Here is a 25,589-nt window from a genome sequence, read left to right on the forward strand (position 1 = left end):
CACTGTCCGGCGGCGCCGGAAAAAACTGACATTCGACAAGGTCAGCTTCATGGCGGTCTTTTTGGGACTGCCTCTGGCGATCTATCTGGTCTTTGTAATCTCGCCTTTTGTCCAGGCGGTGTATTACTCCATGACCAGCTGGAGCGGCTTCGACAACAACATGCCGTTCATAGGCTTCGAAAACTTCGTCAAGCTCTTCAATGACGACATTTTCATGATTTCAGTGCGGAACTCGATTGTCCTGGCGATCTTCCTGCCCGTCATTACAGTAATCCTGTCCTTGATCCTGGCGACTTTGGTCACCATTGGCGGCAGCAGCCGCGGACAAATCAGCGGTCTGAAGGGCGCCGGGTTCTACCGTGTCATTTCCTTCTTCCCCTATGTGGTCCCCGCTGTGGTCATTGGCATCATTTGGTCCCAGATCTACAACCCCGGCAACGGGCTGCTCAATGGCATCCTGACCAGCATCGGCATTGATGCCGTGGCTGATTTTGCCTGGCTGGGGGACTCCCGCACGGCCATGATTGCCTCCATGGTGGTCATAGTGTGGGGTTTTGTGGGCTTTTACATGATTTTGTTCATTGCGGCCATCAAGGGCATCCCGGCGGAAACATATGAAGCCGCACGCATTGATGGGGCCGGCCGCCTGCGAACCGCTGTCAGCATCACCATCCCGCTGATCCGTGACAACATCCAGACGGCCTACGTCTACATGGGCATTTTGGCACTCGATGCCTTTGTGTACATGTCCGTCCTGAACTCCACCGGCGGTCCTGGCAACTCCACCCTGGTGATGTCCCAAAAACTTTTCAGCACCGCCTTCGCCAAAGGGCAGTTCGGCCTTGCCTGTGCCATGGGTGTGGTTCTGGCCGTAATTACCCTTATTTTCTCGGCGCTGGTTTTCGCTGTCAACAAGTGGACCGGCGGCAGCAAGGATGTGTCTGAATAATGTCTGTAAATCTTCTTAAGCGGCCAGCCGCGCATGTGCATGTTCAACGCAAGCCCAAGGACACCAAGGGTGACAGGGCGGTGGCAGGGGTCTCGCACACCATGCTCACCCTCTGGGCCCTGATGGTGCTGATTCCGCTGGGATGGACGTTGCTGTCGTCCTTCAAGACCACCTCGGAAATCTTTGCCTCACCCTTCGCGCTTCCGCAGGATTGGAAGTTCGTCAATTACATCAATGCCTGGAACACGGCGGGCATTGGCACCTACTTCTTCAATACGGTCATTGTGGTGGGTTCCGCCTTGGTCATCGTGATGGTGCTGGGCGCCATGTGTGCCTATGTCCTGGCCCGCTATGTATTCCCGGGTTCACGCGCCGTGTACTACCTGATGCTTGCAGGTTTGACGTTCCCCATTTTCCTGGCCATTGTCCCGTTGTTCTTCATCTTGAAGAACCTGGGGCTGTTGAACACCCTGCCTGGGCTGATCATTGTCTACGTGGCCTTCGCGTTGCCCTTCACGGTGTTCTTCCTCTTCTCCTTCTTTAAAGCGTTGCCGGGCGAAATTGCCGAGGCGGCGCAAATTGACGGTGCGGGTGAATGGCGCACCTTTTTCCAGGTCATGTTGCCAATGGCCAAACCGGGCATGGCCTCAGTGGCCATTTTCAACTTCCTCGGCCTGTGGAACCAGTACTTGATTCCCGTTGCCATCAACACCAAACGCGAAAATTATGTGCTCTCCCAAGGCATTGCCGCCTATGCCGGTCAGATGGGCTACGCGGTGGACTTCGGGGCCCTGTTCGCCGCCGCCATCATTGTGGTGGTGCCCGTGCTGATCATGTACATCCTGTTCCAGCGCCAGCTTCAGGGCTCGGTCTCGGCGGGAACCATGAAGTAGTTGCCTGGGCTTGCGTCCCTTCAGCCACGGTCTGCAGCACTTGGGCAGACCGTGGCTTTTATGTGCCCCTGCCCACTGGGATGTCCGTGACGGGCGGTGTGGCCCTGGATTTGCGGCGGCGGTAGGCTGCCACGTGGGCGCGGTTGCCGCAATTGCCGGTGTCGCAGTAGCGGCGCGACCGGTTCCTGGACAGGTCCAAGACCAAAGCGCAACAATCGGGGGCGTCACAGACCTTCAAGCGCTCCAATTCCTTGCTGCGGATGACGTCCGCCAAGGCCATGGCAGCCTCCACGCCAATGCGCAGGGCCAGGGGCGCGGCAGGGGCAGTGGCGTGCAGATGCCAATCCCAGTGATCGTGTTTGACCAGCTGGGGTACTGCCGTGGCCCGGGACAGCAAGGCATTGACCTGGGCCACGGCGTCATCCTCCGGGGCGGTGAACATGGAACGCAATTCATCCCGCATCACCCGCACGGCCACCAATTCCTCCCGGTTGTGGGCCCGCAGGCCGGAATATTGCTCGCGCTGCACAAAGTCATCCAGGTGGGGAAGGGTCTCCAGCGAGTCCTGCCCCTGCGGAGTTCCCGCTGTGGTCAGGGAACTCGGGGCCGTATTGATCAAGTTCACGGCAGATACGAGGGCCACTTCCGTGTCATGACTAAAGACCATGTTGACTCCTGACGTTTGGTGGACCTAATGTCATGAGTATAACTTCCTTCACTCCTGACACTACGGAACTGCCTTGAGCTCCTTGCCGCGCCTGACCCCACGTCCACTGGCCTCGCCTGCCCTGCTGCTGGCTTTTGTCTCGGCGGCAGCCTTCGCGCTCTCGGGGTCCTTTGCCAAATCCCTCTTTGATGTGGGTTGGTCTCCAGGGGCCGCGGTGGCTGTGCGCATTGGCGGAGCCGCGCTGGTTCTGGCCGTCCCGGTGGTGGTTTCCCTGGTGCGGAACTGGAATGCCGTCAAGAGCTCGCTGCCGCGCATAGTCATTTATGGCGTCGTCCCCATTGCCTTGTGCCAGCTGTTCTATTTCAATGCCGTCCAATACCTGTCCGTGGGGGTGGCCCTGCTGCTGGAGTACCTGTCCCCGGTGCTGCTGGTGGCCTGGGCCTGGGCATCGACCCGGCAGCGGCCACGGCTGCCCACCATTATTGGCGCCATCAGTGCCATGACAGGGCTGGTGCTGGTGCTTGACCTTGCCGGCAGCGAACAAATCAATGTGGTGGGAATTTTGTGGGGGCTGGCCGCGGCCGTGTGCTCGGCCGTGTACTTTGTCATGTCGGCCCGCGCCAATGACAACGTCCCCCCGCTGCTCATGGCAGGTGGCGGGATGACCGTGGGGGCAGTGATGATTGTGGGACTGGGCGCCACCGGGATGCTGCCCATGGCCTTTAACTTCAACAACCCCGTCTTTGCCGGAATCGAGGTCCACTGGTTGGTGCCTGTGCTGGGACTGGTGCTCATCACCACCGTCTTTGCATACGTGGTGGGAATCATTGCCACCCGCGGACTGGGATCCAAGGTGGCTTCCTTCGTGGCCCTCTTTGAGGTGCTCTTTGCCGTGCTTTGGGCGTGGATCCTGCTGGGGGAACTGCCTCGGATCATTCAGCTTTTGGGTGGACTGTGCATCATGGGCGGTGTGGTTCTGGTGCGTCTGGATGACCTGCGCGGCTATCCCGTCCGCGGCCCGGGCTACCCGGTGCCACTTGACGGGGCCCTGCCGGACGCGGGTGCTTCACTGCCGGCCAAAACGCCGCAGCCGTAGCGGCGGGTCCTGGCGCCAGCGGAACCGAAATGGTGGTCATACCGCGCTCGCCGGCTTGGTGCAGCTTACACCTGCAGTCTCGGTCTGGGCCATGCGGAATCCGGATATTGCGGTGGAGGAAAAATTTCCCAGGCGCTCCCTGCCAATGGGAACGTTGGGCCTTTTTAGGCCTCATTGGCAACGACGAGGTATCCGGCCTCAGTAACAGCTTCGGAGATCTCCCTCGGGTCCAGGGGCAACTCCGAGGTGATGGTGACGCGGGAACTGCCGCCGGAATTGAGGTCCACTGCCACCTCCCTTACGCCCGCAATTGCCGTCAGTTCTTCGGTGACGACGTTGATGCAGTGGCCACAGCTCATGCCTGATACGTCAATGGTGGTATTCATGGGATTAGCTCCTTGTGTGGTCCGATGCTGACGGCGTGCGGGCCATGTTGACGGCTGATATCTGGGTGCAGGGGTCAATGTTATACCCCCGTGGGGTATCAATCAAGGAGGGGATTCGGGGTGGCTTTGCTGTCCGCGCATCTCCCCTCCTTTCGCGCATGTCCGGACGTACGCGAAAGGAGGGGAGATGCGCGGTGGATGAAAGGAGGGATGGAGTTGCATATTACCAGCCGGTATCCCTTGCTGCGCCTCAGCAGCAGTGGTCGACTTTAACCATGAACAGCATGGCTGAGCCGACTCCTGTCCCGCCCCACACTCATCTACTGGCGGTGGGCACCAAGAAGGGATTGTGGCTTGGCACCAGCAGTGACCGGAGAAGCTATACCTTCACCGGTCCGCACTTTCTCATGCAGGAAATACCCAGCATTGCCATTGACACCAGAGGGGGCCGGACCCGCATCCTGTTGGGTCTGCGCAGTGAACACTGGGGGCCCACCGTGGTGCATTCCGATGACTTGGGCGTGACTTGGCAGGAACCGGACGAAGGGGCCATCGTCTTCCCGGCCGACACTGATGCGGCCGTGGAACGCATCTGGCAAATCCATCCCGATGCAGCCCACCGCCCAGGGGTCGTCTGGGCTGGCTGCGAGCCCATCTCAGTGTGGAAATCCACCGACGGCGGCGCCCACTTTGAACTCAACCGTGGCCTGTGGGACCACCCGCACCGCAGCGAATGGGGTGCCGGGTATGGCGGCGCCGCGGTGCATACTGTTCTTCCGAGTCCTGACAATGAGACCATCCACGTGGCCATGAGCACAGGCGGGGTCTACCGCAGCACTGATGCCGGGGCTTCATGGCAGCCGAGAAATCAGGGAATTTCCGCCCCCTTCATGCCTGACCCGCAGCCCGAATTCGGTCAATGCGTGCATAAAATTGCCCGGGATGCGAACAATTCAGCCACTTTGTTCGCGCAAAATCACCACGGCGTCTACCGCACCAGCAACGGTGGCGACAGCTGGGAGTCCATTGCCGGGGGCCTGCCCACGGATTTTGGTTTCACCATGCTGACACATCCCCACCGCCCGGGTACGGCCTGGGTCATCCCCATCAAGGCCGACGTTGAGAGGATCCCACCCGAGGGCCACCTGGCTGTCCACCGCACCGACGACGCCGGAACCACGTGGACGCGCTTGGCTGACGGACTCAAAGACCCCGAGTACAACGTGGTGCTGCGTGATGCGGCCGGGGTGGACACCGCCGAACCCGTGGGCGTGTACTTTGGCACACGCGGCGGCTCCGTGTACGCCAGTGCCGATGAGGGGGAACATTTCACCGAGGTCCTGAACCATTTGCCGGACGTTTTATGTGTTCGTGCCGCACTCCTTGGGCAGTGACCATGGAACCGGAAGTGACGGTCCTGGTACCCAGACTCCTGCAGCCCCTGGTGGGCGGGTGCGGAAATTTGCAGCTGGACGTGGGGGAGGGCGCATCGGTGCAGGAACTGTTGGACGCCATAGCACTGGAGTTTCCGGTCTTTGACCGCCGGTTGAGGGATGAGACGGGCACGCTGCGCCGTTACGTCAATATTTACGTGGACGGTGATGACGTGCGGCGCGGCGCCGGCTTGCAGTCAAAGGTGGTGGCGGGTCAGGAACTCATGATCATTCAATCCGTCGCCGGCGGCTGACGCCGGCGTTCCCCCACGTTGGCGCCTGCCACCTTGAGAAGTGTTGCCTCAGGGATGAACCATGGCCTTCAACGCCCCCGGTGTCGAAGCCGCCGTGAGGGCGGATTCGACATCCGTCAAGCCATGGGTCGAGGTGACCAAGGCGTCCAAATCTATTTGCCCTGAGGCTGCCAGCGCAATGGCGGTTGGCCAAGTATTCGCGTAGCGGAATGTTCCGGTAATCACCAGTTCACGTCCCTGCACCAGCGGCACCGGCAAAGCAATGGTGTCGGCTCCCATGCCCACCAGCACGCACCGCCCGCGGGGGGCCAGCCGTGCCAGCCCGCCCAAGATGGCACGTTCGGCGCCGCTGGCATCAATGAAAGCATTGAATTCCGGCGCCACCGGTGGCTGTTCACCTGCAGTGAAGGTATGTGCTGCGCCGTATGCTTTGGCGCCGAGCAGTCTATCGGCCCGAACATCCGTCAAGGTGACGCTGGCGCCGGCAAGCTGCGCGACCTTGGAAACGAGCAGCCCAATGGGGCCCGCCCCGGCCACCAGCACCCTATCGCCAATTTGAATCCGAGCTGCGGCCCTGGCTGCCAGGGCCACGCTCAGCGGTTCCAACAGTGCTGCGGCATCGTCAGAGACGGAATCTGGCACCGGGTGGCAAAACGCCGCCGGATGCACAGCAAATTCACTGAACACTCCGTCAATGGGAGGTGTGGCGAAAAAACGCACGCCGGGATCCAAGTTGTAGCAACCGGCCAGGGTCTGCTCGGAAAGCGGATCCGGAACGCCAGGCTCCAATGACACACGCTGGCCCACCTTACGGTCGCTGACGCCCTCGCCAAGTGCGGCAATGACGCCAGCTGGTTCGTGTCCCAAAACCAACGGTGAATCAACTACATAGGGGCCGATCCGGCCCTCCTGGTAATAGTGGGTATCCGATCCACATACGCCCACGGAGGTGATCCGCACGAGCACCTCGCCCGGACCTGGTGCAGGAACGGGGCGGTGCTCGGTGCGCAGCTCACCTTGGCGGACCAGCACGGAGACTGTCATGGAATCCGGCAGGCCGGTTTCCGGAGCATATCGAGTGGCCATGTTTTTATTTCACCGCACCCATCGACAGTCCACGGACCAATTGCTTCTGCGCCACCCAGCCGGCAATGACCACCGGCAGCGAGGCGAGCACCGATGCGGCGGACAGTTTGGCCAGGAACAAACCCTCACTGGTCATCTGGGAGACCAGGAAGACCGGAACCGTCGCTGCATCGGCGGCTGTAAGGTTCAAAGCGAAGAAGAATTCATTCCAAGCAAAGATGACGCAGATCAAGGCCGTAGCGGCAAGTCCGGGGGTCACCATGGGGATGAGGATGGTGCGCAGGGTTTTAAGCAGACCGGCACCGTCCATGGACGCGGCCTCCAACACCTCGGCGGGGACCTCTTGGAAGAAGGACCGCATCATCCACACGGCAATAGGCAGGTTCATGGACGTGTAGAGGATCACAAGCGTGCCAATGTTGTCCAGGACCTTGATCTGGCCGGCGATCACGTAGATGGGCATGATGACAGCCACCACGGGCAGCATTTTCGTGGAGATGAAGAAGAACAGCACATCCTGCGTCTTCTTCACCGGCCGGATGCTCACGGCATAGGCGGCAGGGACCGCCAGCACGATGACCAGGACGGTTGAGAGCCCCGTGGCGATCAGCGAGTTCAGGAAGTATGCTCCTGCGCCGTTGCCCAACACCGCTTCGAACTGCTCCAGGGTAGGTGCAAAGAAAAATACCGGCGGGTTGGATGCAGCAAGGGATTCCGGCTTGAAGGCCGTCATGACAAGCCAGATCACCGGAGCAAAGAAGATCAACGCCAGCAACCACGTAACAGTGGTCAAGCTGGAACCGGTGATGCGGCGTCGTGCTTCGCGGGACTTCCGCTCGGCGGACTTGGCGGGTGGGGACATGATGGTGGTGGTCACGGCTTAGTCCTTTGCGTCGAAGCTGCGGAAGATCAGACGGAGGGCGAAGGTGGCGATGATGATGGTCGCGATGACCACCACAACACCCATGGCGGCCGCCTGCCCAATGTCAAAGCCCAGGAAGGCCCGCTGGTAGATGTAAAACGGCAGATTGGCGCTGGCGGTGCCCGGCCCGCCGGCCGTCATGAGATAGATCTGGTCAAAAGTGTTCACCACATAGATGGTGCCCAGCAGCACGCCGAGTTCAATGTAACGGCGAAGTTGCGGCAGTGTGACCCAGAGGAAGGTCTTGGTCCAGCCCGCACCGTCAATCTGCGCCGCCTCCAACACATCCTTTGGCTGCGACTGCAGGCCCGCCAGCACCAACAACATGGTGAAGGGGGTCCACTGCCACACCAGGGCCATCAGGATCGAGACCACGGGGTGCGACGCCGTCCAGTCGACAGGTGGAATGCCCACCAGCGAAATCACCCAGTTCACCAAGCCGAAGCTGGGGTTCAGCATGGAGATGCTCCAGAGCGTGGCGCCGGCGACGGGCATGATCAGGAACGGGGTGATGAGCATGGTGCGCACCACGCCCTGGCCACGGAATTTGCGGTCCAGCAAGAGGGCGAAGATGATGCCCAGGACCATGGCAAAGAACACGCAGCCCAGGGTGATGGCAATGCTGTTCAGCGCGGAACTGCGAAAGGTGGAATCCATGAAAATATCCACATAATTTTGCAACCCAATGAATTGGTTGCCGTCGGGGCGCAGCAGGTTCCAGTTGCGCAGCGAGTACCAAATGGTCACCAGGAAGGGCAATTGGGTGATGACAATGGTGAAGATCAGTGCCGGCAGGAGCGGCCCGCGGCGGCGCCAGCCTTCGGCCTTGGACATGCCGGAGCCGTCCTTGGTGTTGGCTCGGTGGTGCTGTTTGAGGTTGTGCTTGTCAACCAGCGTGGTAGCCATTATTTGCCTCCCTCTTGGTATGACTCGGCCACCCGGCCGGCGTACTGCTGTGCCTGCTCAAGTGCTTCGTCCACGGATTTTTGCCCGGCAATGGCTGCCGAGATTTGCTGGCTGACACGGGTGCCAAGGTCCTGGAACTCGGGGATGGCCACAAACTGCAGGCCGGGGTACGGTACGGGGTTGACCATGCTGCTTGTCTGTTCGGCTCCGTACATGGCATCCAGTGTTGGCTTGGCGTAGGCCTTGGCTACGGCGGCATATTCGGGAATCTCGTAGGTGGACTGGCGGCTGCCCGGAGGGACGCGCTCCCACCCGATCTGATTGCCCACCAGCTCGATGTAATCCTTGTTGGTCATCCAGGAGATGAAGTCCCAGGCCGCATCCTTGTGCTCGGTGGTGGTCGGGATCGCCAGCGACCAGCTGTACAACCAACCTGCGGATTCAGTGTTCTGCACCGGTGCCGGAGCGTACGCCGACTTCCCTGCGACCAGGGAAGATGACGGGTCTTCAATGCTGGACACCATGGCCGTTGCGTCGTACCACATGGCCGCTTGGCCCTGGCTGTAGCGGGTGATGCAGTCACCGTAACCGCTGGTTGCGGCTCCAGGCTGGCCGGCGTCATGCAGCAGATCGACGTAGTCGGTGACGGCGGCCTTGACCTCGGGGGTGTCGAGCTTGGCATTCCAGTCAGTGTCAAACCACTGGCCGCCGTAGGTGTTGATGACGGTGCCCAGTGGAGCCATGACCTCGCCCCAGCCAGCCAGGCCGCGCAGGCAGATGCCGGCGAAATCCTTGGACGGGTCATTGAGCCTGCGGGCAATTTCGCCGATCTCGGTCCAGGTGGGGTTCTCCGGCATGGTGATCCCGGCTTCCTTGAACAAATCCTCGCGGTAGACCAAAAAAGACGATTCGCCGTAGAACGGCACCGAGTGCAGGTTCCCCTCGTAGCTCAGGGCCTCTTTGATGGTGGGGATGAAGTCGTCCGTGTCGTAACCGTCCGTGGCATCTGCCAAGGGCTGGAGGTTCTCGATCCAGCCGTTCGCGGCCCACATTTCAGTCTCGTAGTTGGAGATCATAACCACGTCGAACTCGCCGCCGCCGGTGGCGACGGAGGCAGTGATTTTGGCGCGGGCTTCGTTTTCCGGAAGGGTCACGAACTTGACGTTGATGTCCGGGTGCTGGGCTTTGAAATCATCCTGCAGGGAAATGGCGTCCTTCATCTGCGGGTTGGCCACAATGGCCACCACGATGGTGTCCTGGCCAGCTCCGGCGGGGGTGCAGCCACCGAGGGCCAGGATGGCAGCAGCGGCCGTGGCGAGCCAGGCGGAGGCTTTGGCGCCTCTTGTGGTCCCTTGGGCTTTCGCGGACCTAAAGGGTGGGAACTTCATTGGTCACTCTCAATCTCGTTGCTCGTTTGAGAACATGATCTCGCTCATTTGTTAAGTGACTCTAGTCATATATACTCGTTTGAGCAAGAGCAGACGCTCAAATGTTTAGTTTAGGAGGATGCGCCGTGCCGGAAATATCCCACAAGGAATTGCTTGCCCGCATTGGGCAGGCCTATTACATGGACAATCAGTCCAAGGTGGAGATCGCCACCGAGCACGGAATCTCTCGATTTCAGGTGGCCCGTTTCCTTGATGAGGCACGCGCCGAGGGCATTGTCCGCATCGAGATCCGGCATCCCGGCGCCAAAGCGAAAGTTGACGCCCAGGCGCTCGCCGCCGCGCTCGGGCTGCACCGGGTGGTGGTTGTCGAAACCCTCGATGATGACTTCCGTCAGCGGGACCTGCAGGCCCGCGCCGTGGCTGATGAACTCATGGCCGCAGCGCGCACCGGCATGACCCTTGGCATCTCGTGGTCCCGCACTCTGGACCTCGCCGCCCGGCACGTCTCAGCGCTGCCTAAATGCAACATTGTGCAGCTGGCCGGTGCCCTGCCCGCGGCGGGGGGGTCCGGGAACCCGCTTGAACTTATCCAGCGTCTGGGCAGGGTGGGTGGCGGGTTGACTTGGCCCATGTGGGCACCCCTGGTGGTGGACAGCGCCGCCACCGCCGCCGGGCTGCGCCGCCAACCCGAAATCGCCGACGCCATGCGGAAGGCCGATTCCTTGGACCTGGCAGTCGTGGCCATCGGTGCGTGGGCGCCCAATCTTTCCACCGTGTGGGACCGTGTGGACAACGCCGATCGCCAAGACGGCCTCCGCAAGGGCGCCGTGGCTGAATGCTCCGGACGCCTGATTGCCGTCGACGGAACAGCCGTCCCTGCAGAACTTGATGACCGCATTCTCTCCGTCACGCTCAAGCAGTTGCAGCGCACGCCCCAGGTCATCGCCGTGGCCCAGGGTGCGGTACGGGCCGAGGCCGTCCGGGCCTGCATGGCCGCAGGAATTGTGCACACATTGGTATTGGATGAAGCACTGGCCCTGGAACTGCAGGGGCACGCAGCCCGCCGGGGAGTGTCAGCATGAGCGGCGCCGGGCAGGGGCACGTGCCGGGGACCGTCAACCTGACTCCCGGCTCCCTGGTGGTGGGCATAGACTCCTCCACGCAGTCCTGCAAGGTGGTGGCGGTGGATTTGGCGACGGGAGAGCTGATTTCCACCGGTTCGGCGAACCATCCGGACGGGACGTCAATTGATCCGCACCGGTGGACCTCTGCCTTGGCTGAAGCCTGGGAAAAGGCAGGCATTGAGGCGATGGGAGACCGAATTGCCGGTGTTGCCGTCGCAGCCCAGCAGCACGGCATGGTGGGTGTGGACGCGGCGGACCAGCCGGTCCATGATGCTCTGCTGTGGAACGATGTGCGCAGCGCCGACGACGCCGCCCGCATGGTCGATGCTCTTGGCGCCAAAGTGTGGGTTGACGCTGTCAATGTGCTCCCGGTGGCCTCCTTCACGTTGACGAAACTGGCCTGGTTGGCTCGTTCGCGCCCGGATGCCGCGGCCATGCTGAAAACCATTGGGCTGCCCCACGACTGGTTGAACCTGCAGCTTTCAGGGTCCTGGTCTACCGATCGCAGTGACGCCTCCGGCACCGCATACTTTGACCCGGTGAGCAATGAGTACCGGCCCGAACTGTTGCAACGGTTCTTTGGGGCCGTGCCCGCCCTGCCACCGGTGCTTGCTGCCAACGCGAGCGCCGGCAAACTGCTGCCGCGCTGGGGTGTAAGCGCCGCCGTCGTGGGGGCTGGCATGGGGGACAATGCTGGCGCGGCACTGGGCCTGGAGCTGGCTCCGGGTGAAGTGGTGGTCTCGATCGGCACCTCGGGAACCGTCTTCACCGTCTCGGAAACGCCCGTACATGACGACTCGGGGCAGCTGGCGGGTTTTGCCGACGCCACCGGTCGGCATCTGCCGTTGCTGGCCACCATTAACGCCGCCCGCGTCATGGCCGCCGGTGCAAGCATGCTTAATGTGGATTTGGCGGACTTTGACAGACTTGCGCGCACTGGCGCGGCAGATGCCGGCGGGCTGACGCTGCTGCCCTACCTCGACGGTGAACGAACCCCCAATCTGCCCGACGCGACCGGTACTTTGGTGGGAATGACCCGGGCAAATATGACACCGGAAAATTTGGCGCGGGCGTCGGTGCTTGCCGTGCTCAATTCCCTGGCCGACGCGTTGGCCGCACTGACCTCCTTCGGGCTGCCCGTGAAGCGTGTGCTGCTCATTGGCGGCGGTGCAAAGTCGCGGGCGCTGCGCGAGGCCGCTGCCACCATGTTTGGGGTGCCCATTGACGTGCCGGAACAGCGTGAATACGTGGCACTTGGTGCTGCCCGGCAGGCCGCCTGGGCCGCAAGCGGCGAACTTCCCCCATGGGGGCGGCGGATTGAGGAGTCCTTCCTGCCCGACGGAGACTGGGGTTCCCTGGTACGCCAACGCTACGTGGCCGCGCGTCAGGCCGTCTACGGGATCTAGGCTCCGGAGCGGTCCTGGCAGCTTGCCATGTCATCGGCGGAAGGACTTTCCCACCGTTCCAAACAGGGCTGTCCTGGAACGGGGGCGGGTTCCGAAGCTGTCGGGATGGATATCCACGCTTTGGCGCTCCGGCCTGATCGGGATTGGTCGAACTGCCCCACTTTTGCCGCCACGGCTGAATTAAGCAGTCCCTGCCCGGGGCCCAGGCACCAGGCAGGCGGGTGTGCAGTGCCGCCTCCCGCGCGGCGGGCGTTGGCTGTTTTGAACACGGGTTGCGAATCTGCCGGTAAGGCCAGGCTGCGCCCCGCAGTGGCGGGTCGGGGCATTCTGCAACCGGATTTTCGAATAGGGCGGGTTTCTCCGGCGGCGGCTGTCGCGTGGTGGCGCATCGGAGCTGCCGTGAAATTGACGGCAAAAAGCAAGTGGCTCCGATGCGAGCGCACCGGGGAGGCCACCTATACGCAGTGGCAGCGGGAATTGATGATGGCGGTTTTTGGTATTGAGTGGAACGACCTGCTCCGCCGGGCGTTGCTGACAGAGAGTTGCTGACATGATGGATCCCCGCGGCCACGGAAGCGGCTTCCAGTGATGATCTGCTGACGTCCCACGTCATCAGCGAAGCGGCGCCTACCGGTCTGCTGCCACCAGTTCTGCCACGGCCGCGCGGGCGCCTCGGCTGTGCAGGGTGTCGAGAGTGCGCAGGTAGGCCTGGGTGAAACGCTCGTTGTCCACCAGCTCGCCAAAGACGTCGCGGTTGCGCAGGAAGGCCAGCTTGTCCTCGCGCTGCATGGCCGCCGCAGCCATAAGCGGCTCTTTGAGCCGGTCAACCACCGTAAGGGGGGCGCCTGTCTCATCCGTCCCTTCCGCGTAGCGGGCCCAAGAGGCAACGATGCCGGCAGACCGGGATATTTCGCCGCCGTTCTTTAAGTTGATCCAGACAACCGGGATGAGCCACTTGGGGATTCTGTCCGAACTCTCGGCGCAGAGGCGACTAAGCGTGTCGCGGACGTGCTCATTGGCGAAACGCTCAATCAGGGTGCGTTTGTACTGCGGCAGGTCGACGCCGGGAAGGGGCGAAAGCGCTGGAGTGCCCTCAAGGTCCATGTAGTCGAGCAGAAATTGCACGAATAATTGATCCTGGGCGACCTCGTGGGCATAGCTGTAACCAGACAAGGTCCCGAAGTAGCACAGGGCCTGGTGGCTGGCGTTGAGCAGGCGCAGCTTCATAAGTTCATAGGGTTCGACGTCGTCCACGAGCTGCACACCGGCGTCCTCGAGGGCTGGCCGGCCGAGCGTAAAGTGATCCTCGAGGACCCACTGTTCGAAGGGTTCACACACCACCGGCCATTGATCCACTAGGCCAAATTCCTTGGTGATGGTGCTGCGGTCAGCGTCGGTGGTGACGGGCGTGATCCTGTCCACCATGGAGTTCGGAAACAGCACATGGGCACGCATCCAGGTGGCTAGGGCGGGCTCCCGGAGCTCGGCGAAGGCCGTGAACATTTTTTTTGCGACGTCGCCATTGCCTTGAATGTTGTCACAGGACATGACGGTAAAGGGTGCAATGCCGCGGTTCCGGCGGCGGGCCAGTGCCTCAGTGACCAGGCCGAACGTGGTGCGCGGGACCGCGTCAGAGGTTAGATCGTGGATGACGTCCGGGTTTTCGGCGTCAAATTCTCCAGTGACGTGGTGGAAATTGTAGCCGCCCTCAGTCACCGTGAGGGAGACGATGCGGGTGGCAGGGGAAGCCATTTTTTCAATGACAGCTTCCGGGTCCGCCGGCGCAAAAAGGTATTCCGTCATGGAGCCAATCACGCGCGCTTCGCGGCTGCCGTCAGGGTGTTTCAACAGCATGGTGTACAGGCAGTCCTGCTCAGCCATGACACTGGCCATCTTTTGGTCAGAGGGCAGTACTCCGACGCCGCAAATCCCCCAGTCGAGTGCTTTTCCGGCGTTCATGAGCCGATCCAGATACATTGCCTGGTGCGCACGGTGAAAGCCGCCCACGCCAAAGTGGACGATTCCCGTGGTTACTGCGCTGCGATCGTAGCTGGGAGACGCGACGGATGCGGGCAGGCGGTTCAGGGTTTCTGCATTGAGTTGCAGCATGCTGCTCTCCTTAGACTATGTGATCCTTATCCCACTGTATCAAATGAGCAATCAGGTTTTCTCATATGAGCAATATCTGCGGGCGGGGGGACGCCGCTTCGCCGGCGAAGACGGCTATATTGGCCAGTACCCGATGAAACGTCCCCTGCAGAGAGGTCAGCCGTGGCCAAGGAACTTGCCAGTCAACTCATTGAACAATTACAGGCTGCCGGAGTGCGGCGGATCTATGGAATTGTGGGTGACAGCCTCAATCCGCTCGTGGACGCTGTGCGGAAGACGGGCGGATCCGCCAAGGGCGGGATCGACTGGATCCACGTAAGGCATGAGGAGGCGGCCGCATTTGCGGCCGGCGCGGAAGCACAATTGACCGGCAAACTTGCCGTTTGCGCTGGTTCCTGCGGCCCCGGAAACCTGCACTTGATGAATGGGCTCTACGATGCCAACCGAACGGGCGCTCCCGTGCTGGCCATCGCCTCCCATATCCCCAGTGCGCAAATTGGCAGCGGCTTCTTTCAGGAGACGCATCCTGACAGGATTTTCAACGAATGCTCCGTGTATTCGGAAATGGTCAGCACCGCTGAACAAGCCCCCCGGGTGATGCACAGCGCCATTTCCCACGCCGTGGGCTTGGGCGGGGTGTCGGTGGTGACCCTGCCCGGCGACATTGCCAGCCTGCCCGCCAGTGCCCCGACGCCGCAATGGGTGCCTTCCCTACCTGCATCCGTGGTTCCTGCCGCCGAAAGCGTGGCGTCGTTGGCCGAAGCAATCAATAGTGTGGACAAGGTGGCCATTTTTGCCGGTGTGGGGGTGCAGGGCGCCCACGACGAGGTCGTTGCCTTGGCGCAACTGCTAAAAGCCCCCATTGGCCACAGCCTCCGCGGCAAAGACTTCATCCAGTACGACAACCCCTACGACATTGGCATGACAGGGCTCCTGGGCTACGGTGCCGCCGCCGAGGGCATTGCCGACGCCGAACTGTTGATCCTGCTCGGCACGGACTTTCCCTATGAGCAGTTCCTGCCCGATACCCGCACGGCCCAAGTGGACAGGGCTGCGGAGCACCTGGGGCGGCGCACGAATGTGGATGTGGTGGTGCATGGAGACGTGCTGCCGACGCTGCAGGCGCTCATGCCGCTGCTGCAGGCCAAAAAGAGCAGCAAATTCTTGGATCAAATGCTGAAAAAGCATGACAGGCTCATGAACAAGGCCGTGGGGGCCTATACCCGCAAGGCCCACAAGGTGGTGCCCATTCATCCCGAATATGCGGCATCACTGTTGGATGAAATTGCTGCAAAAGATGCCATTTTCACCGCCGACACCGGTATGTGCAATGTTTGGACGGCCCGCTACATCAACCCACTGGGCACGCGGCGGTTGATAGGCTCCTACCTGCACGGATCCATGGCCAATGCATTGCCGCAAGCCATTGGCGCCCAAGCAGCCCACCCGGGGCGGCAGGTCATTTCCGTTTCCGGGGACGGCGGCTTGTCCATGTTGCTGGGCGAGCTGATCACGGCCGCTGCCCAGAAACTGCCCGTCAAGGTGGTGGTTTTCAACAATTCCAGCCTGGGCATGGTGAAGCTGGAAATGTTGGTGGAAGGGCTGCAGGACTTCGGCGTGGATGTGCCGGATGTGAATTACGCGGCCATTGCCGCCGCCATGGGCTTCCACGCGGTGCGTGTCAGCGACCCGGCCCGCATTGCCGACGCCTACCGGGCCGCTTTTGCCCATCCCGGACCGGCTTTGGTGGAGCTCATCACAGACCCCCAAGCCCTTTCCCTTCCACCCAAAATCAAGGGCGAGCAGGTGTTTGGTTTTGCCACTGCCATGTCAAAAATTGTGCTGAACAAGGGAGCCGGCGAGGCTGTGAGCATGGCCCGCTCCAATTTGCGCAACATTCCCCGGGGCTAGCCTGCACCGGCCACGGTGGCGGTGAACAATGCTGTGAGGGCTAGGAACGGCACGCACAGGAGCACATGCAAGACCTTGTGCTCCTGCAGGATGGCCACAAATTCGCGTAGAAAGGCGCTGGGCAGAAAATACCGTGCCGTGGAGGATCCCACCACTTCGGCGTTGATCCCCACCTTCCGGGACAGCAGGGCCGCACGCAGCACGTGGTAGTTGTTGGTGACCACCAGCAAAGGACCCATGCGGCCATGGTCGCGGGCCACGGCGGCAGAGAACTGCAGGTTTTGTACGGTGTTTTCTGCCCTTTGCTCGGCTGCAACGTGATGTGGCGGCGCTCCTGCGGCAATCAGGTAGTCAGCCATGACGGCGCCTTCCGCCCGTGATTCGTCGGGTCCCTGGCCACCGGAGGGAATGAGCAGCGGCGGCGTGGTTGATTCTGCCTGCCAGTAGATTTCCAATCCCTTGTCCAGGCGGGAACGCAGCAGGGGAGGCACTTGTCCATCGATGATTTGCGAACCAAGGATCACAATGGCGGCAGCCTTGTTGCTGTGCTGCATTTTCCCGTAGGCCACGGCGTAGGCCAGAAAAACCACAAACACCACGCCAAAATAACTGCACACGAAAAACAGCAACGCTGCCAGGCCAACTGCCACAGGATTCAAGGTGGCCACCAGGACCATGGCCAGCACCGGCAGGCCCAGCAGGGCCAGACCCGCCAGCAGGGCCAGCAGATTGCCCAGGCTGCGCCCTTCCCGGCGCAACATCGTGACCCCATTGCTGATCAAAAACCCTGCCAGCACCACCACAGCCAGCGGCGAGAACACCACGGCGCCAATTCCAATCCAGCCGGTCCAAGGAAACCACTGGGCCAGAATTCCGCTGACTCCCAGCAAGGTGAACCAGCCAGCAGCCACGAGCACAATTCCATTGCGGAGCATCCGGGGGTCCCTGCGGCGCAGATAGACATAAACGCCACCCAGAATTGCGGCAACAACCAAGGAGATCATCCCTGCAGCATACGTGTGCGAGGGCGCTTCCCTGCGCCACCGCACACGTGGACTTTCCCCAGCGCGCCAGCGCCCCTGTTGATCATTAATGTGATCTTCACAGCCAGGACGGGACTTCCAGGTTCAAGTAGGGAACAATGGAAAGGATGACTCCTCCCCAAAACACCTCCAGCCCTGTCGACTCCCCAGCGGCGGCTTTGCGCACGCGTCCTGCGCGTCGTGGGTCCCAGGTCATGCCGGCCACAGAGGGGTGGGACCAGGCCAAGAACCCTGAGGGTCGTCCCCTGCTGCAGTTCAAGTCCCCGCGCGTTTCACAGCCGCCAGTGCACTTGGCCGATCTGACGCTGCCCGAGCGGGAGGCGAAATTCAAGGAAATGGGCCTGCCGGCGTTCCGCGCCAAGCAGCTCTCAGTGCATTATTTCCAGCATTACACCACCGACCCCGAGCAGATGAGCGACCTTCCCAAGGACCGCCGCGCCGAAATTGTGGACACCATGTTCCCGAAGCTGCTGACCGAGGTCAAGCGGCTCACCACTGACAATGGCGACACCATCAAGTTCCTGTGGCGCCTCTTTGACGGTTCCCTCGTGGAATCAGTCCTCATGCGCTACCCGGGCCGGGTGACCCTGTGCGTATCGAGCCAGTGCGGTTGCGGGATGAACTGCCCCTTCTGTGCCACCGGCCAGGCCGGGTTGACCCGCAACATGTCCACGGCTGAGATCCTGGACCAGATCGTCCAAGCCAACCGCGTCATTGCCGAGGGTGGGCTGGGGAATCTGCGCCGTGACGGCGGGCACGACGCCGAACGCGTCACCAACATCGTCTTCATGGGCATGGGTGAGCCCTTGGCGAACTACAAGCGCGTCATGAATGCCGTGCACCGCATGGTGGCTGAAGCTCCTGAGGGGCTGGGCATGAGCGCCCGCGGCATTACAGTTTCCACCGTGGGTCTGGCGCCGGCCATCAACAAGCTGGCGCAGGAGGGTCTTGGCATCACGTTCGCACTGTCCCTCCACGCCCCGGATGACGAGCTTCGCGACGAGCTCATCCCGGTCAACGACAAGTGGAAGGTGGACGAGGTCCTCGACGCCGCCTATAACTACTACAAGGTCACGGGCCGCCGCGTCTCCATTGAATACGCCTTGATCAAGGACATGAACGACCACCCGTGGCGTGCGGAACTGCTGGCCAAGAAACTGAACCAGCGCGGCCGCGGCTGGGTCCATGTGAACCCCATCCCGTTGAACCCCACCCCGGGCTCCATCTGGACGTCCTCGGAGCCGGCAGTGATGGCCGAATTTATTGACACGTTGATCGAACACGGCGTGCCGACCACCCTGCGCGACACCCGTGGCAAGGAAATTGACGGGGCCTGCGGCCAGCTCGCAGCCACCGAGTAATCCGTAATGCCAAATGATGTTTAGGCAGGCAGCGGCGCTGGAACCCAGGGTTCGGCGCCGCTGCCTTGTTTCAAAAGGTGCCTGACGGCCGCTCTTTTGTCCTCATGACATAGGCAGTGGTTGAACCGGGCTCAATTTCCGTGCGGCCCGCATCGGCAATGACGGGTCCGGCGGATTTGCGGGCCCCTTTCCGGAAGTCCTTGGCCGGCAGTGCCGCAACGCCGAGCGGGAAACCGTCGGCAATCCATGCCTGCACCACTGCTGCCTTGCTTTGCAGCAGCCAGGCAAAAAGTGCGTGGGCGGCCTGGGCGGCGGCTTTGCCGGTTGACATGTCCAGGGAGCCGTTCAGGACAATGCTCAGTGGCTGGGCCGGGAGGGGGTTTCCGGCAGGGAGCTGTGTGCCGGACACCTGCAGCTTCGCCAGCAATTTGGGCAGCCCGTCAGCCTCCATGGGGGGAAATCCCGCAGCGCATCCCTCACCCACCCTGGCCAGGGCATGGTCGGGAAAGGCTGCGAGGACCTTGGCGAACATTTTTGCGTCGGCCCGGCGCACGGTTTTTGCAAACGCCCCCTCGGCCCAACGTTGCCAGTCGGGATTCCCCGGATCCTGCAAATAGGCCTGAACCGACGCCAGTGCGGCGGCGGCAATCCCATGCTGGGCACTGGCCGGTTCCTCCCGGTCCACCAGCAAAATGATGGGTTGGACCAGTTCTCCCGCGCCGCGCCGGGTGAATTCACTCACTCTTCAACCGAGGAGGCGTACAACGGCGTCTGGAGGGCAGGGATGCGGTCGCGGTCGTAGGTGATGGTGTCATAGCCGTGCTCGGCCGGCCGGCCGTCAGGACCCAGATTGACGAAGACAATTTTATCGATGGTCAAAATTGATTCGCGGGTGAAAATGTTCCGCACCTCTGCACGCATCGTCAGCGAGGTCCGCCCAAAATGGGTGGCGGTCAAACCCATTTCAATCAAGTCGCCCAACACTGCCGAGGCGGCGAAATTTATTTCAGACATGTACTTGGTCACGACGCGACGGTTGCCCAGCTGGACAATGGCGTAAATGGCGGCCTCTTCATCGATCCACCGCAGCAGACTGCCACCAAAGAGCGTGTCATTGGCGTTCAGGTCTTCGGGGCGGACCCACTTGCGGGTGTGAAAGTTGATGCCGTGACTGTTCATACTTGCCAATGTAGCCGCGAAAAGACCGTCCGGTAATTGTTTGTTGGAAAAAACACAGCAGTTCCTGCGCGCTCCCGCACCCGCTGCGCTGGAGGCAGGGTTTTGCATTGGGTCGCGCTGCGCTAAACCGCGGGGAGACGGAAACATGCGTGCCGTCTCCCCGCCCAGGGGCGCCCGGGCGGCAGCTGCCGCGCTGCCCGGGCACCGGCGTCGGACGGCGTCGGGAAGTGCAGTTACCGCTGCAGGTGGTCCACCAGGGATTCGGCGATGCCGATGTACTTTCCCGGGGTCAGCTCCAGCAGGCGTGCCTGCGCGCCGGCCGACAGGCCCAGTCCGGAAACGAACTCCTGCATGCGGGCCCCATCGACGCGGTGGCCGCGGGTCAGGTCCTTGAGGCGCTCGTAGGGGTCCTCCATGCCGGCAACCCCGGCAATGGCCTCGGCCCGCATGACCATTTGAATGGCCTCGGCCAGCACTTCCCAATTGTTCCCGAGGTCTTCGGCCAGGACGTCTTCTGCCGTGTCCAGCCGGCCCAGACCGCCCAGGACGTTGTTGATGGCCAGCAGGGAGTGGCCAAAGGCCACGCCAATGTTGCGTTGGCTGGAGGAGTCGGTCAGATCGCGCTGCCAGCGGCTGGTCACCAAGGTGGCGGCCAAGGTATCCAGCAGGGCGTTGGAAAGTTCCAGGTTCGCCTCGGCGTTTTCAAAGCGGATCGGATTGACCTTGTGCGGCATGGTGGAGGATCCCGTGGCACCCGGCACCGGAACCTGAGCGAAATAGCCAATGGAAATGTAGCTCCACACGTCAGTGCACAGGTTGTGCAGGATGCGGTTGAAGCGGGCCATGTCCGCGTACAGCTCAGCCTGCCAGTCGTGGGATTCAATCTGGGTGGTCAGCGGATTCCAGCCAAGGCCCAGGGACTCGACGAAGCCCTTGGCCACGTCCTGCCAATCAGCTTCGGGAACGGATGCGTAATGCGCGGCATAGGTGCCCGTGGCTCCGTTGATCTTGCCTAAAAATTCCGTGCGGGCAATGCGGTCCAGCTGGCGGGTCAGCCGGAAGGCCGTCACAGCAAGTTCCTTGCCCAGCGTGGTGGGGGTGGCAGGCTGGCCGTGGGTGCGCGAAAGCATCGGCACAGCACGGTTGGCTTCTGCCATTTCCGTAATTTTAGCCACGAGGGTGCGGGCGGCGGGCAGCCACACGTCCTCCACGGCGCCCTTGATGCCCACGGCGTAGGAGAGGTTGTTAATGTCTTCGCTGGTGCAGCCAAAGTGGACCAACGGCTTCAGACGCTCCAGGTCCAGTGCCGCCAGGCGGTTGCCAATGAAGTATTCCACGGCCTTGACGTCATGGACGGTGACCTTCTCAATGCCTGCCAGCTCCTGCACTGCCGCCGCATCGAACTCGGTGACAATGGCACGCAGCCCGGCCTGTTGTTCGGCCGTCAGCGGCCCGGTGCCCGGCAGGACGCTGGAGTTGCTCAGGTGGATGAACCATTCAACTTCCACACCCACCCGGTCCCGGTTCAAAGCGGCTTCGGAGAGGTAGTCCACCAACGGTGCCACCGCCCCAAAGTACCGGCCGTCAAGGGGCCCCAGTGCAATGTGCTCGGAGGAGGCGGCCAAGGAAAGCCGGCCGGAGGGAATGCGGGCTGTGGATTTCGAGGAATCAGACATGGGTCCAATTCTTCCATGAACCCCACATTCCTCCACAGCCGGGACCACGCGTTGGTCGCAGCACCAATATGCGCCGCCCCTGGCCTTGCCGTGGCGACACTTTTTACACTGGAAGCTGGAAACATCAGGGAGGCACCATGGATTTTCCGCGGGGGGATGCAGGCGGTTTCACCTTTGGCACAGGTACAACGCCGGGTCCCTCACCAGAGGCCGTCAAGGTGGTGGCGCAGCGCCTGGTGGCAGTTGCCGCCGAGCTCCGGGCCCTCCTGGGCCAATTGGAGGGAGCCTGCACAGTGGATTGGAATTCCCGTGCTGCCACAGCCTTCCGGGAAGATCTGGCCCAAGGCCGGCAGGACCTGCTGCTTGCCGTGCGCGGTGTGGAGGATGCCGCCACCTTGGTGAGCCGTTACGGTGCCATGCTTGCCGCGCAGGATCCTGACATTTGGCCGGGAGGTGGACCCCCATGAGCGGAAACGGCGTCGACAGCAAAGACGTCCCCGCCTCCTTCACCATTGACGGCGGGGTGGGTTCCATTGCCTGGACCATGGCTGAAATTGTGGACGCTGCCGCCGGACTGGCCAGAACCGCTCAAATCATGGACCCGCTGCTGGACCGCCTCAGAAATGAACGCATCTGGCTTGCTGAAGCCTGTGCCAGTGCCACCAGCGTCCCCAGTGCTGTGCTTGATGCCCTGGTGCTTGCCGAGTGGAGGTGCGCAGCGGTGCAGGCGGCCGTGGCAAAGTTGGCGCACAATGCCAGCCAGGCGGCAGTGAACTATGCAGCCGCGGAGGCCCGCTCCGCCCAGGCCAATGCCGCCCTGTCGCGCCTGCTGGCGCTGCGGGACGGTTGGCTGACGTGGCTGGCTGGTCCGCTGGCGCCACTGAAGTCCGCAGCAGAATTCATTCAGTGGCTTGACCAGGTCAGGGACGAAGGAATTCGCAATGCCACCGAGGAGGTCTTGCGCAGTGGCGGCGCGTATGTGTCAGGCGCCCTGGGCCCGGGGCCTGCGCTTATTTATGTGCTGCAGGGGCTCAGAGGTCAGGGCACGGCAGGGATTGGCGGGAAGCCACCGTTTTTGCTGCGCACACTTTTGGACCATGCCAACCTCACCCGGCCGGGAACCTTGTCCGTGCGGGCGGTGCCCGTGCAGGAATGGGGTGGCGCCGGTTTGGTGCGCCCGCTTCAAAGTCCTGCCGCCGGACCGCTTGCGGTTGCACCGGCGGGACAGCCATGGAACATGGAGGCCACATTCCAATCCGTTTTGGCTGGCAGCAATGACGCCTACAGTTACCCGCCAGGCTCCATTGGAGTGGTGCAGATCCCGCGCCCCGATGGCAGCAAGGTGTGGGTGGTGCATTTGCCGGGAACTGAGGACTGGTCAACCCTGGACAGCAGCAACCCCTTTGACATGGAAGGGAACTTGGAAGCCCTCACTGCCGCCCACCAGGCGCGGTTCCGCCAGCAGGAGGTCATTGTGCAGGAATTGATCATGGCGGCCCTGCAGGCGGCCGGGGCACTGCCCGGGGAGGATGTGTTGCTGACCGGGCACAGCGGGGGTGGAATTCATGCCGCCGCGGCAGCTGCCAGCCCGGCTTTCCTGGCCACGGTGAATGTGCGGATGATTGTTATCGCCGGAGCGCCCGCAGGCAACGCCCAGGTCCCGGCAGGCATTGCCGTGGTGGGTTTGGAAAATGAGCATGACCTGGTCACGGCAGCGGATTTTCACACGCCGCCAGCACACAAAAACTGGGTCACGGCCACCTCGCACCGGCCGGCCGTGACAGGTGGTGCGGTGGAAGTGGTGAAACAGGCGCACTCGATGGAAAATTACCTGCATGATGCGGCCTTGCTGGATCACAGTGATGACCCGGCGGTCCGGGCCGCCAAGCAGACACTGGAAAAGCTGCTGGGGGTGGGAGCCGCGGGTGCTGCCGTTGCAGGTGGCAAATGGGTGTTTCAAGGCAAGGACAATGCCAAGCACCTGCAACGGACCCGGCCGGGCAGCTCCGCCCCCGTCCGCGGGAAGGACTATGTCTCCGGCGGGCGTTGACAGGCCCTTGCGGCCCCGCCTGCGGAGTCAGCGGCGCGGCTTTGAACCGCCCACGCCACCAACCACCATGGACACGACGCTGATGATCAAAGCCGCGAGAATGGCTGTCCAAAAAAAGTCAGCAATGGTGAACTGCACGGGTGTGAAGGTGCTGACCCAGGCCGTCAGCCACAACATTGCGGCGTTAATGACGATGGTGAACAAACCCAAGGTCAGCACCGTCACCGGCAGTGAAAGGAACCTCACCACGGGTTTGACCAGGGCGTTGACCACACCAAAGACCAAACCAATGAAGACGTACCCCAGTACTGTGTTGGCAATCCCTGCGCTGCCCGCAATCCCTGCCACGTCACTTTCCAGGATCGTGGCGCCGTCAATGCGGAAGCCCGGCAGGATCCAACTGGCAACCCACAAGGCGAGGGCATTGACGGATATGTGAAGCACAATTCTTCTCATGCCATCATGGTTCCACATCCCACGGCCTGGCCTCCACATCCGGTCCTGCTGGATTAGGCTGGAACCATGACCGAGTCCAACAACGCAAACCAAATTGGCGTGCACCCGCGCCCCGCTCTGGGACGGCTGCCGAAGTATGCGGCCGGGAAACCGCCGGTGGCTGTTGCCGGACTGGAGAGCTTTAAGCTCTCCTCCAATGAAAACCCCCTGGGACCGGTGCCTGGGGTGGAGGAAGTCATTCGGGCGGCGTCCGGGGTGCACCGCTACCCCGACCCCACCAGCACCCTGCTGCGCGAAGCCCTTGGCAGTTTCCTTGATGTCCCGGCGGAGGACATTGTCACCGGTGCCGGCAGCCTGGGGGCCTTGAACCAAATTTTGGCGGCGTTTGCCGGCCAAAATGACGACGGCGGCCAGGATGAGGTCGTCTACGCCTGGCGCTCATTTGAGGCCTATCCCATCTGTGTCGGTCTCGCAGGGGCAAAAAGCGTGCAGGTGCCTGTGGGCCGTGACGGCCGCCATGACCTTGCCGCCATGGCGGCGGCAGTCACCAACAACACCCGGATCGTTTTACTGTGCACCCCCAACAACCCCACGGGTCCGGCCCTGCGCTCGCAGGAAACACGCGATTTCATCGCCGGCCTGCCCGGCCACGTGGTGGTGGTGGTGGATGAGGCGTACCAGGAATTTGTCCGGATGGACGATCCGGTGGACGGCGTGGAGCTTTACCGCGAGTACCCCAACGTGATTGTGTTGCGCACATTCTCCAAGGCGCATGGATTGGCGGGGTTGCGGGTGGGCTATTCGATTTCCCGCCCGGAAATCACCGCGCACCTGCGTGCCGCCGCGACCCCCTTCGCCGTATCCAACATTGCCGAACTTGCGGCGGTCGCCTCGGTGCGGTGCAACGACGAAGTTGTGGAGAGGGTACAAAGCCTCGTTGACGAGCGGGACCGCGTGGTGGCCGGTTTGCGGGAGGCTGCTTGGGACATTCCTGATGCCCAAGGCAACTTTGTCTGGCTGCCACTGGGAGCGGACGCGCAGGATTTCGCCGCGCTGGCGGGTTCCCAGGGCCTGTCAGTACGGGCCTTCGATGGGGAAGGGGTGCGCGTGAGCATTGGCGAAGTGGAAGCCAACAGTCGATTCCTTGAGATCTGTATGGCCTATACAAATGAGCCACGGCGTTCCTAGAGATTAACAGAGGCCCATTATGTGTGCCGATACCGATACAGTTGTAAATCGAAAACCATTGACCATGCGGCGGCGGAAATAAATACCTCTGCAGGCATACATCAGT

Annotated in this window: 24 protein-coding genes; 12 read left to right on the plus strand and 12 right to left on the minus strand. The window is 62.0% G+C overall.

The genetic code is table 11. From position 1 onward, the window contains the following. Positions 1-49: 49 nt before the first annotated feature. Together ACFUCV_RS11130 and ACFUCV_RS11135 are read left to right on the plus strand one after the other, a co-directional pair. Positions 50-949: a carbohydrate ABC transporter permease gene (locus tag ACFUCV_RS11130; protein ID WP_380815593.1), complete on the plus strand. Its 900-nt coding sequence runs from the start codon at positions 50-52 to the stop codon at positions 947-949. Further along, on the plus strand, positions 949-1,842 hold the full coding sequence (locus ACFUCV_RS11135; RefSeq protein WP_380815595.1) for a carbohydrate ABC transporter permease: 894 nt from the start codon (positions 949-951) through the stop codon (positions 1,840-1,842). Before ACFUCV_RS11130 ends, ACFUCV_RS11135 begins: the two co-directional genes overlap by 1 nt. 58 nt (positions 1,843-1,900) lie before the next feature. Here the strand turns inward: ACFUCV_RS11135 and ACFUCV_RS11140 are convergent, their stop codons facing one another. Then, positions 1,901-2,509 (minus strand): CGNR zinc finger domain-containing protein, encoded by a 609-nt coding sequence (locus ACFUCV_RS11140; protein WP_380815598.1) that lies wholly within the window; start codon positions 2,507-2,509, stop codon positions 1,901-1,903. A gap of 73 nt (positions 2,510-2,582) precedes the next feature. Between ACFUCV_RS11140 and ACFUCV_RS11145 the strand changes: the two genes are divergently transcribed. After that, the gene (locus tag ACFUCV_RS11145; RefSeq protein WP_380815600.1) at positions 2,583-3,605 is read left to right on the plus strand and encodes a DMT family transporter; all 1,023 of its coding nucleotides are present in this window, start codon (positions 2,583-2,585) and stop codon (positions 3,603-3,605) included. A gap of 164 nt (positions 3,606-3,769) precedes the next feature. Here the strand turns inward: ACFUCV_RS11145 and ACFUCV_RS11150 are convergent, their stop codons facing one another. After that, the gene (locus tag ACFUCV_RS11150) at positions 3,770-3,991 is read right to left on the minus strand and encodes a heavy-metal-associated domain-containing protein (protein ID WP_380815602.1); all 222 of its coding nucleotides are present in this window, start codon (positions 3,989-3,991) and stop codon (positions 3,770-3,772) included. A 275-nt stretch (positions 3,992-4,266) separates the two neighbouring features. Here ACFUCV_RS11150 and ACFUCV_RS11155 point away from each other — a divergent pair, with 275 nt between their 5' ends. Both ACFUCV_RS11155 and ACFUCV_RS11160 read left to right on the plus strand, forming a co-directional pair. Then, positions 4,267-5,385: an exo-alpha-sialidase gene (locus tag ACFUCV_RS11155; RefSeq protein WP_380815604.1), complete on the plus strand. Its 1,119-nt coding sequence runs from the start codon at positions 4,267-4,269 to the stop codon at positions 5,383-5,385. After that, on the plus strand, positions 5,355-5,678 hold the full coding sequence (locus tag ACFUCV_RS11160; protein ID WP_380815606.1) for a MoaD/ThiS family protein: 324 nt from the start codon (positions 5,355-5,357) through the stop codon (positions 5,676-5,678). The genes ACFUCV_RS11155 and ACFUCV_RS11160 overlap by 31 nt, the downstream gene beginning before the upstream one ends. 48 nt (positions 5,679-5,726) lie before the next feature. Here the strand turns inward: ACFUCV_RS11160 and ACFUCV_RS11165 are convergent, their stop codons facing one another. From ACFUCV_RS11165 to ACFUCV_RS11180, 4 genes are all read right to left on the minus strand, one after another. Next, the gene (locus ACFUCV_RS11165; RefSeq protein ID WP_380815609.1) at positions 5,727-6,764 is read right to left on the minus strand and encodes an NAD(P)-dependent alcohol dehydrogenase; all 1,038 of its coding nucleotides are present in this window, start codon (positions 6,762-6,764) and stop codon (positions 5,727-5,729) included. A 4-nt stretch (positions 6,765-6,768) separates the two neighbouring features. Next, the gene (locus ACFUCV_RS11170; protein ID WP_380815689.1) at positions 6,769-7,626 is read right to left on the minus strand and encodes a carbohydrate ABC transporter permease; all 858 of its coding nucleotides are present in this window, start codon (positions 7,624-7,626) and stop codon (positions 6,769-6,771) included. Between the two features lie 18 nt (positions 7,627-7,644). Continuing rightward, entirely contained in the window at positions 7,645-8,520 is an 876-nt protein-coding gene (locus ACFUCV_RS11175; protein WP_380815690.1) for a carbohydrate ABC transporter permease, read from the minus strand. A gap of 71 nt (positions 8,521-8,591) precedes the next feature. Next, positions 8,592-9,980 carry an ABC transporter substrate-binding protein gene (locus tag ACFUCV_RS11180; protein ID WP_380815611.1) on the minus strand — a complete coding sequence of 463 codons (1,389 nt, stop codon included), beginning with the start codon at positions 9,978-9,980 and terminating at the stop codon, positions 8,592-8,594. Positions 9,981-10,105: 125 nt separating this feature from the next. Here ACFUCV_RS11180 and ACFUCV_RS11185 point away from each other — a divergent pair, with 125 nt between their 5' ends. Beyond that, positions 10,106-11,062, plus strand: coding sequence for a sugar-binding transcriptional regulator (locus ACFUCV_RS11185; RefSeq protein WP_380815614.1), 957 nt, complete (start codon positions 10,106-10,108; stop codon positions 11,060-11,062). Beyond that, positions 11,059-12,510: a xylulokinase gene (xylB, locus tag ACFUCV_RS11190; protein ID WP_380815615.1), complete on the plus strand. Its 1,452-nt coding sequence runs from the start codon at positions 11,059-11,061 to the stop codon at positions 12,508-12,510. Before ACFUCV_RS11185 ends, xylB begins: the two co-directional genes overlap by 4 nt. Before the next feature lie 627 nt (positions 12,511-13,137). Here xylB and ACFUCV_RS11195 read toward each other — a convergent pair. Continuing rightward, complete coding sequence (locus ACFUCV_RS11195) at positions 13,138-14,619, minus strand: mannitol dehydrogenase family protein (protein WP_380815617.1); 1,482 nt, start codon at positions 14,617-14,619, stop codon at positions 13,138-13,140. Between the two features lie 162 nt (positions 14,620-14,781). Here ACFUCV_RS11195 and ACFUCV_RS11200 point away from each other — a divergent pair, with 162 nt between their 5' ends. Further along, positions 14,782-16,530 carry a pyruvate dehydrogenase gene (locus ACFUCV_RS11200; protein ID WP_380815619.1) on the plus strand — a complete coding sequence of 583 codons (1,749 nt, stop codon included), beginning with the start codon at positions 14,782-14,784 and terminating at the stop codon, positions 16,528-16,530. Here the strand turns inward: ACFUCV_RS11200 and ACFUCV_RS11205 are convergent. Continuing rightward, the gene (locus ACFUCV_RS11205; RefSeq protein ID WP_380815621.1) at positions 16,527-17,534 is read right to left on the minus strand and encodes a YdcF family protein; all 1,008 of its coding nucleotides are present in this window, start codon (positions 17,532-17,534) and stop codon (positions 16,527-16,529) included. The two genes, ACFUCV_RS11200 and ACFUCV_RS11205, sit on opposite strands and share 4 nt — an antisense overlap. 146 nt (positions 17,535-17,680) lie before the next feature. Between ACFUCV_RS11205 and rlmN the strand changes: the two genes are divergently transcribed. Next, complete coding sequence (gene rlmN, locus ACFUCV_RS11210; protein ID WP_380815623.1) at positions 17,681-18,934, plus strand: 23S rRNA (adenine(2503)-C(2))-methyltransferase RlmN; 1,254 nt, start codon at positions 17,681-17,683, stop codon at positions 18,932-18,934. Positions 18,935-19,004: 70 nt separating this feature from the next. Here rlmN and ACFUCV_RS11215 read toward each other — a convergent pair whose 3' ends face one another. The 3 genes from ACFUCV_RS11215 to purB form a co-directional block, all read right to left on the minus strand. Further along, positions 19,005-19,676: a peptidyl-tRNA hydrolase gene (locus ACFUCV_RS11215; protein WP_380815625.1), complete on the minus strand. Its 672-nt coding sequence runs from the start codon at positions 19,674-19,676 to the stop codon at positions 19,005-19,007. Continuing rightward, a complete protein-coding gene (locus tag ACFUCV_RS11220; RefSeq protein WP_380815626.1) occupies positions 19,673-20,113 on the minus strand; it encodes an acyl-CoA thioesterase in 441 nt (146 codons plus the stop codon). The genes ACFUCV_RS11215 and ACFUCV_RS11220 overlap by 4 nt, the downstream gene beginning before the upstream one ends. Before the next feature lie 233 nt (positions 20,114-20,346). Beyond that, positions 20,347-21,789 (minus strand): adenylosuccinate lyase, encoded by a 1,443-nt coding sequence (purB, locus tag ACFUCV_RS11225; protein WP_380815628.1) that lies wholly within the window; start codon positions 21,787-21,789, stop codon positions 20,347-20,349. A 137-nt stretch (positions 21,790-21,926) separates the two neighbouring features. On the opposite strand from purB, the gene ACFUCV_RS11230 reads away from it, so the two are divergent. Both ACFUCV_RS11230 and ACFUCV_RS11235 read left to right on the plus strand, forming a co-directional pair. Further along, positions 21,927-22,256: a WXG100 family type VII secretion target gene (locus tag ACFUCV_RS11230; RefSeq protein ID WP_380815630.1), complete on the plus strand. Its 330-nt coding sequence runs from the start codon at positions 21,927-21,929 to the stop codon at positions 22,254-22,256. Then, positions 22,253-23,839: a hypothetical protein gene (locus ACFUCV_RS11235; RefSeq protein WP_380815632.1), complete on the plus strand. Its 1,587-nt coding sequence runs from the start codon at positions 22,253-22,255 to the stop codon at positions 23,837-23,839. The genes ACFUCV_RS11230 and ACFUCV_RS11235 overlap by 4 nt, the downstream gene beginning before the upstream one ends. A 27-nt stretch (positions 23,840-23,866) precedes the next feature. Here the strand turns inward: ACFUCV_RS11235 and ACFUCV_RS11240 are convergent, their stop codons facing one another. Then, a complete protein-coding gene (locus ACFUCV_RS11240; protein WP_380815635.1) occupies positions 23,867-24,295 on the minus strand; it encodes a phage holin family protein in 429 nt (142 codons plus the stop codon). A 66-nt stretch (positions 24,296-24,361) separates the two neighbouring features. Between ACFUCV_RS11240 and ACFUCV_RS11245 the strand changes: the two genes are divergently transcribed. Beyond that, complete coding sequence (locus ACFUCV_RS11245; protein ID WP_380815637.1) at positions 24,362-25,483, plus strand: histidinol-phosphate transaminase; 1,122 nt, start codon at positions 24,362-24,364, stop codon at positions 25,481-25,483. The last annotated feature ends 106 nt before the right edge of the window (positions 25,484-25,589 follow it).

Source organism: Specibacter sp. NPDC057265 (assembly GCF_042668835.1).
In the GTDB taxonomy this organism is placed as follows: Bacteria; Actinomycetota; Actinomycetes; order Actinomycetales; family Micrococcaceae; genus Specibacter.

Coding starts and splice junctions, on each gene's coding strand:
- ACFUCV_RS11130 (WP_380815593.1), top strand. CDS start 50: ATGGCGGTCTTTTTGGGACTGCCTCTGGCGATCTATCTGGTCTTTGTA.
- ACFUCV_RS11135 (WP_380815595.1), top strand. CDS start 949: ATGTCTGTAAATCTTCTTAAGCGGCCAGCCGCGCATGTGCATGTTCAA.
- ACFUCV_RS11140 (WP_380815598.1), bottom strand. CDS start 2,509: ATGGTCTTTAGTCATGACACGGAAGTGGCCCTCGTATCTGCCGTGAAC.
- ACFUCV_RS11150 (WP_380815602.1), bottom strand. CDS start 3,991: ATGAATACCACCATTGACGTATCAGGCATGAGCTGTGGCCACTGCATC.
- ACFUCV_RS11155 (WP_380815604.1), top strand. CDS start 4,267: ATGAACAGCATGGCTGAGCCGACTCCTGTCCCGCCCCACACTCATCTA.
- ACFUCV_RS11160 (WP_380815606.1), top strand. CDS start 5,355: ATGTGTTCGTGCCGCACTCCTTGGGCAGTGACCATGGAACCGGAAGTG.
- ACFUCV_RS11165 (WP_380815609.1), bottom strand. CDS start 6,764: ATGGCCACTCGATATGCTCCGGAAACCGGCCTGCCGGATTCCATGACA.
- ACFUCV_RS11170 (WP_380815689.1), bottom strand. CDS start 7,626: ATGTCCCCACCCGCCAAGTCCGCCGAGCGGAAGTCCCGCGAAGCACGA.
- ACFUCV_RS11175 (WP_380815690.1), bottom strand. CDS start 8,520: ATGTCCAAGGCCGAAGGCTGGCGCCGCCGCGGGCCGCTCCTGCCGGCA.
- ACFUCV_RS11180 (WP_380815611.1), bottom strand. CDS start 9,980: ATGAAGTTCCCACCCTTTAGGTCCGCGAAAGCCCAAGGGACCACAAGA.
- xylB (WP_380815615.1), top strand. CDS start 11,059: ATGAGCGGCGCCGGGCAGGGGCACGTGCCGGGGACCGTCAACCTGACT.
- ACFUCV_RS11195 (WP_380815617.1), bottom strand. CDS start 14,619: ATGCTGCAACTCAATGCAGAAACCCTGAACCGCCTGCCCGCATCCGTC.
- ACFUCV_RS11205 (WP_380815621.1), bottom strand. CDS start 17,534: ATGATCTCCTTGGTTGTTGCCGCAATTCTGGGTGGCGTTTATGTCTAT.
- rlmN (WP_380815623.1), top strand. CDS start 17,681: ATGACTCCTCCCCAAAACACCTCCAGCCCTGTCGACTCCCCAGCGGCG.
- ACFUCV_RS11220 (WP_380815626.1), bottom strand. CDS start 20,113: ATGAACAGTCACGGCATCAACTTTCACACCCGCAAGTGGGTCCGCCCC.
- purB (WP_380815628.1), bottom strand. CDS start 21,789: ATGTCTGATTCCTCGAAATCCACAGCCCGCATTCCCTCCGGCCGGCTT.
- ACFUCV_RS11230 (WP_380815630.1), top strand. CDS start 21,927: ATGGATTTTCCGCGGGGGGATGCAGGCGGTTTCACCTTTGGCACAGGT.
- ACFUCV_RS11235 (WP_380815632.1), top strand. CDS start 22,253: ATGAGCGGAAACGGCGTCGACAGCAAAGACGTCCCCGCCTCCTTCACC.
- ACFUCV_RS11240 (WP_380815635.1), bottom strand. CDS start 24,295: ATGAGAAGAATTGTGCTTCACATATCCGTCAATGCCCTCGCCTTGTGG.
- ACFUCV_RS11245 (WP_380815637.1), top strand. CDS start 24,362: ATGACCGAGTCCAACAACGCAAACCAAATTGGCGTGCACCCGCGCCCC.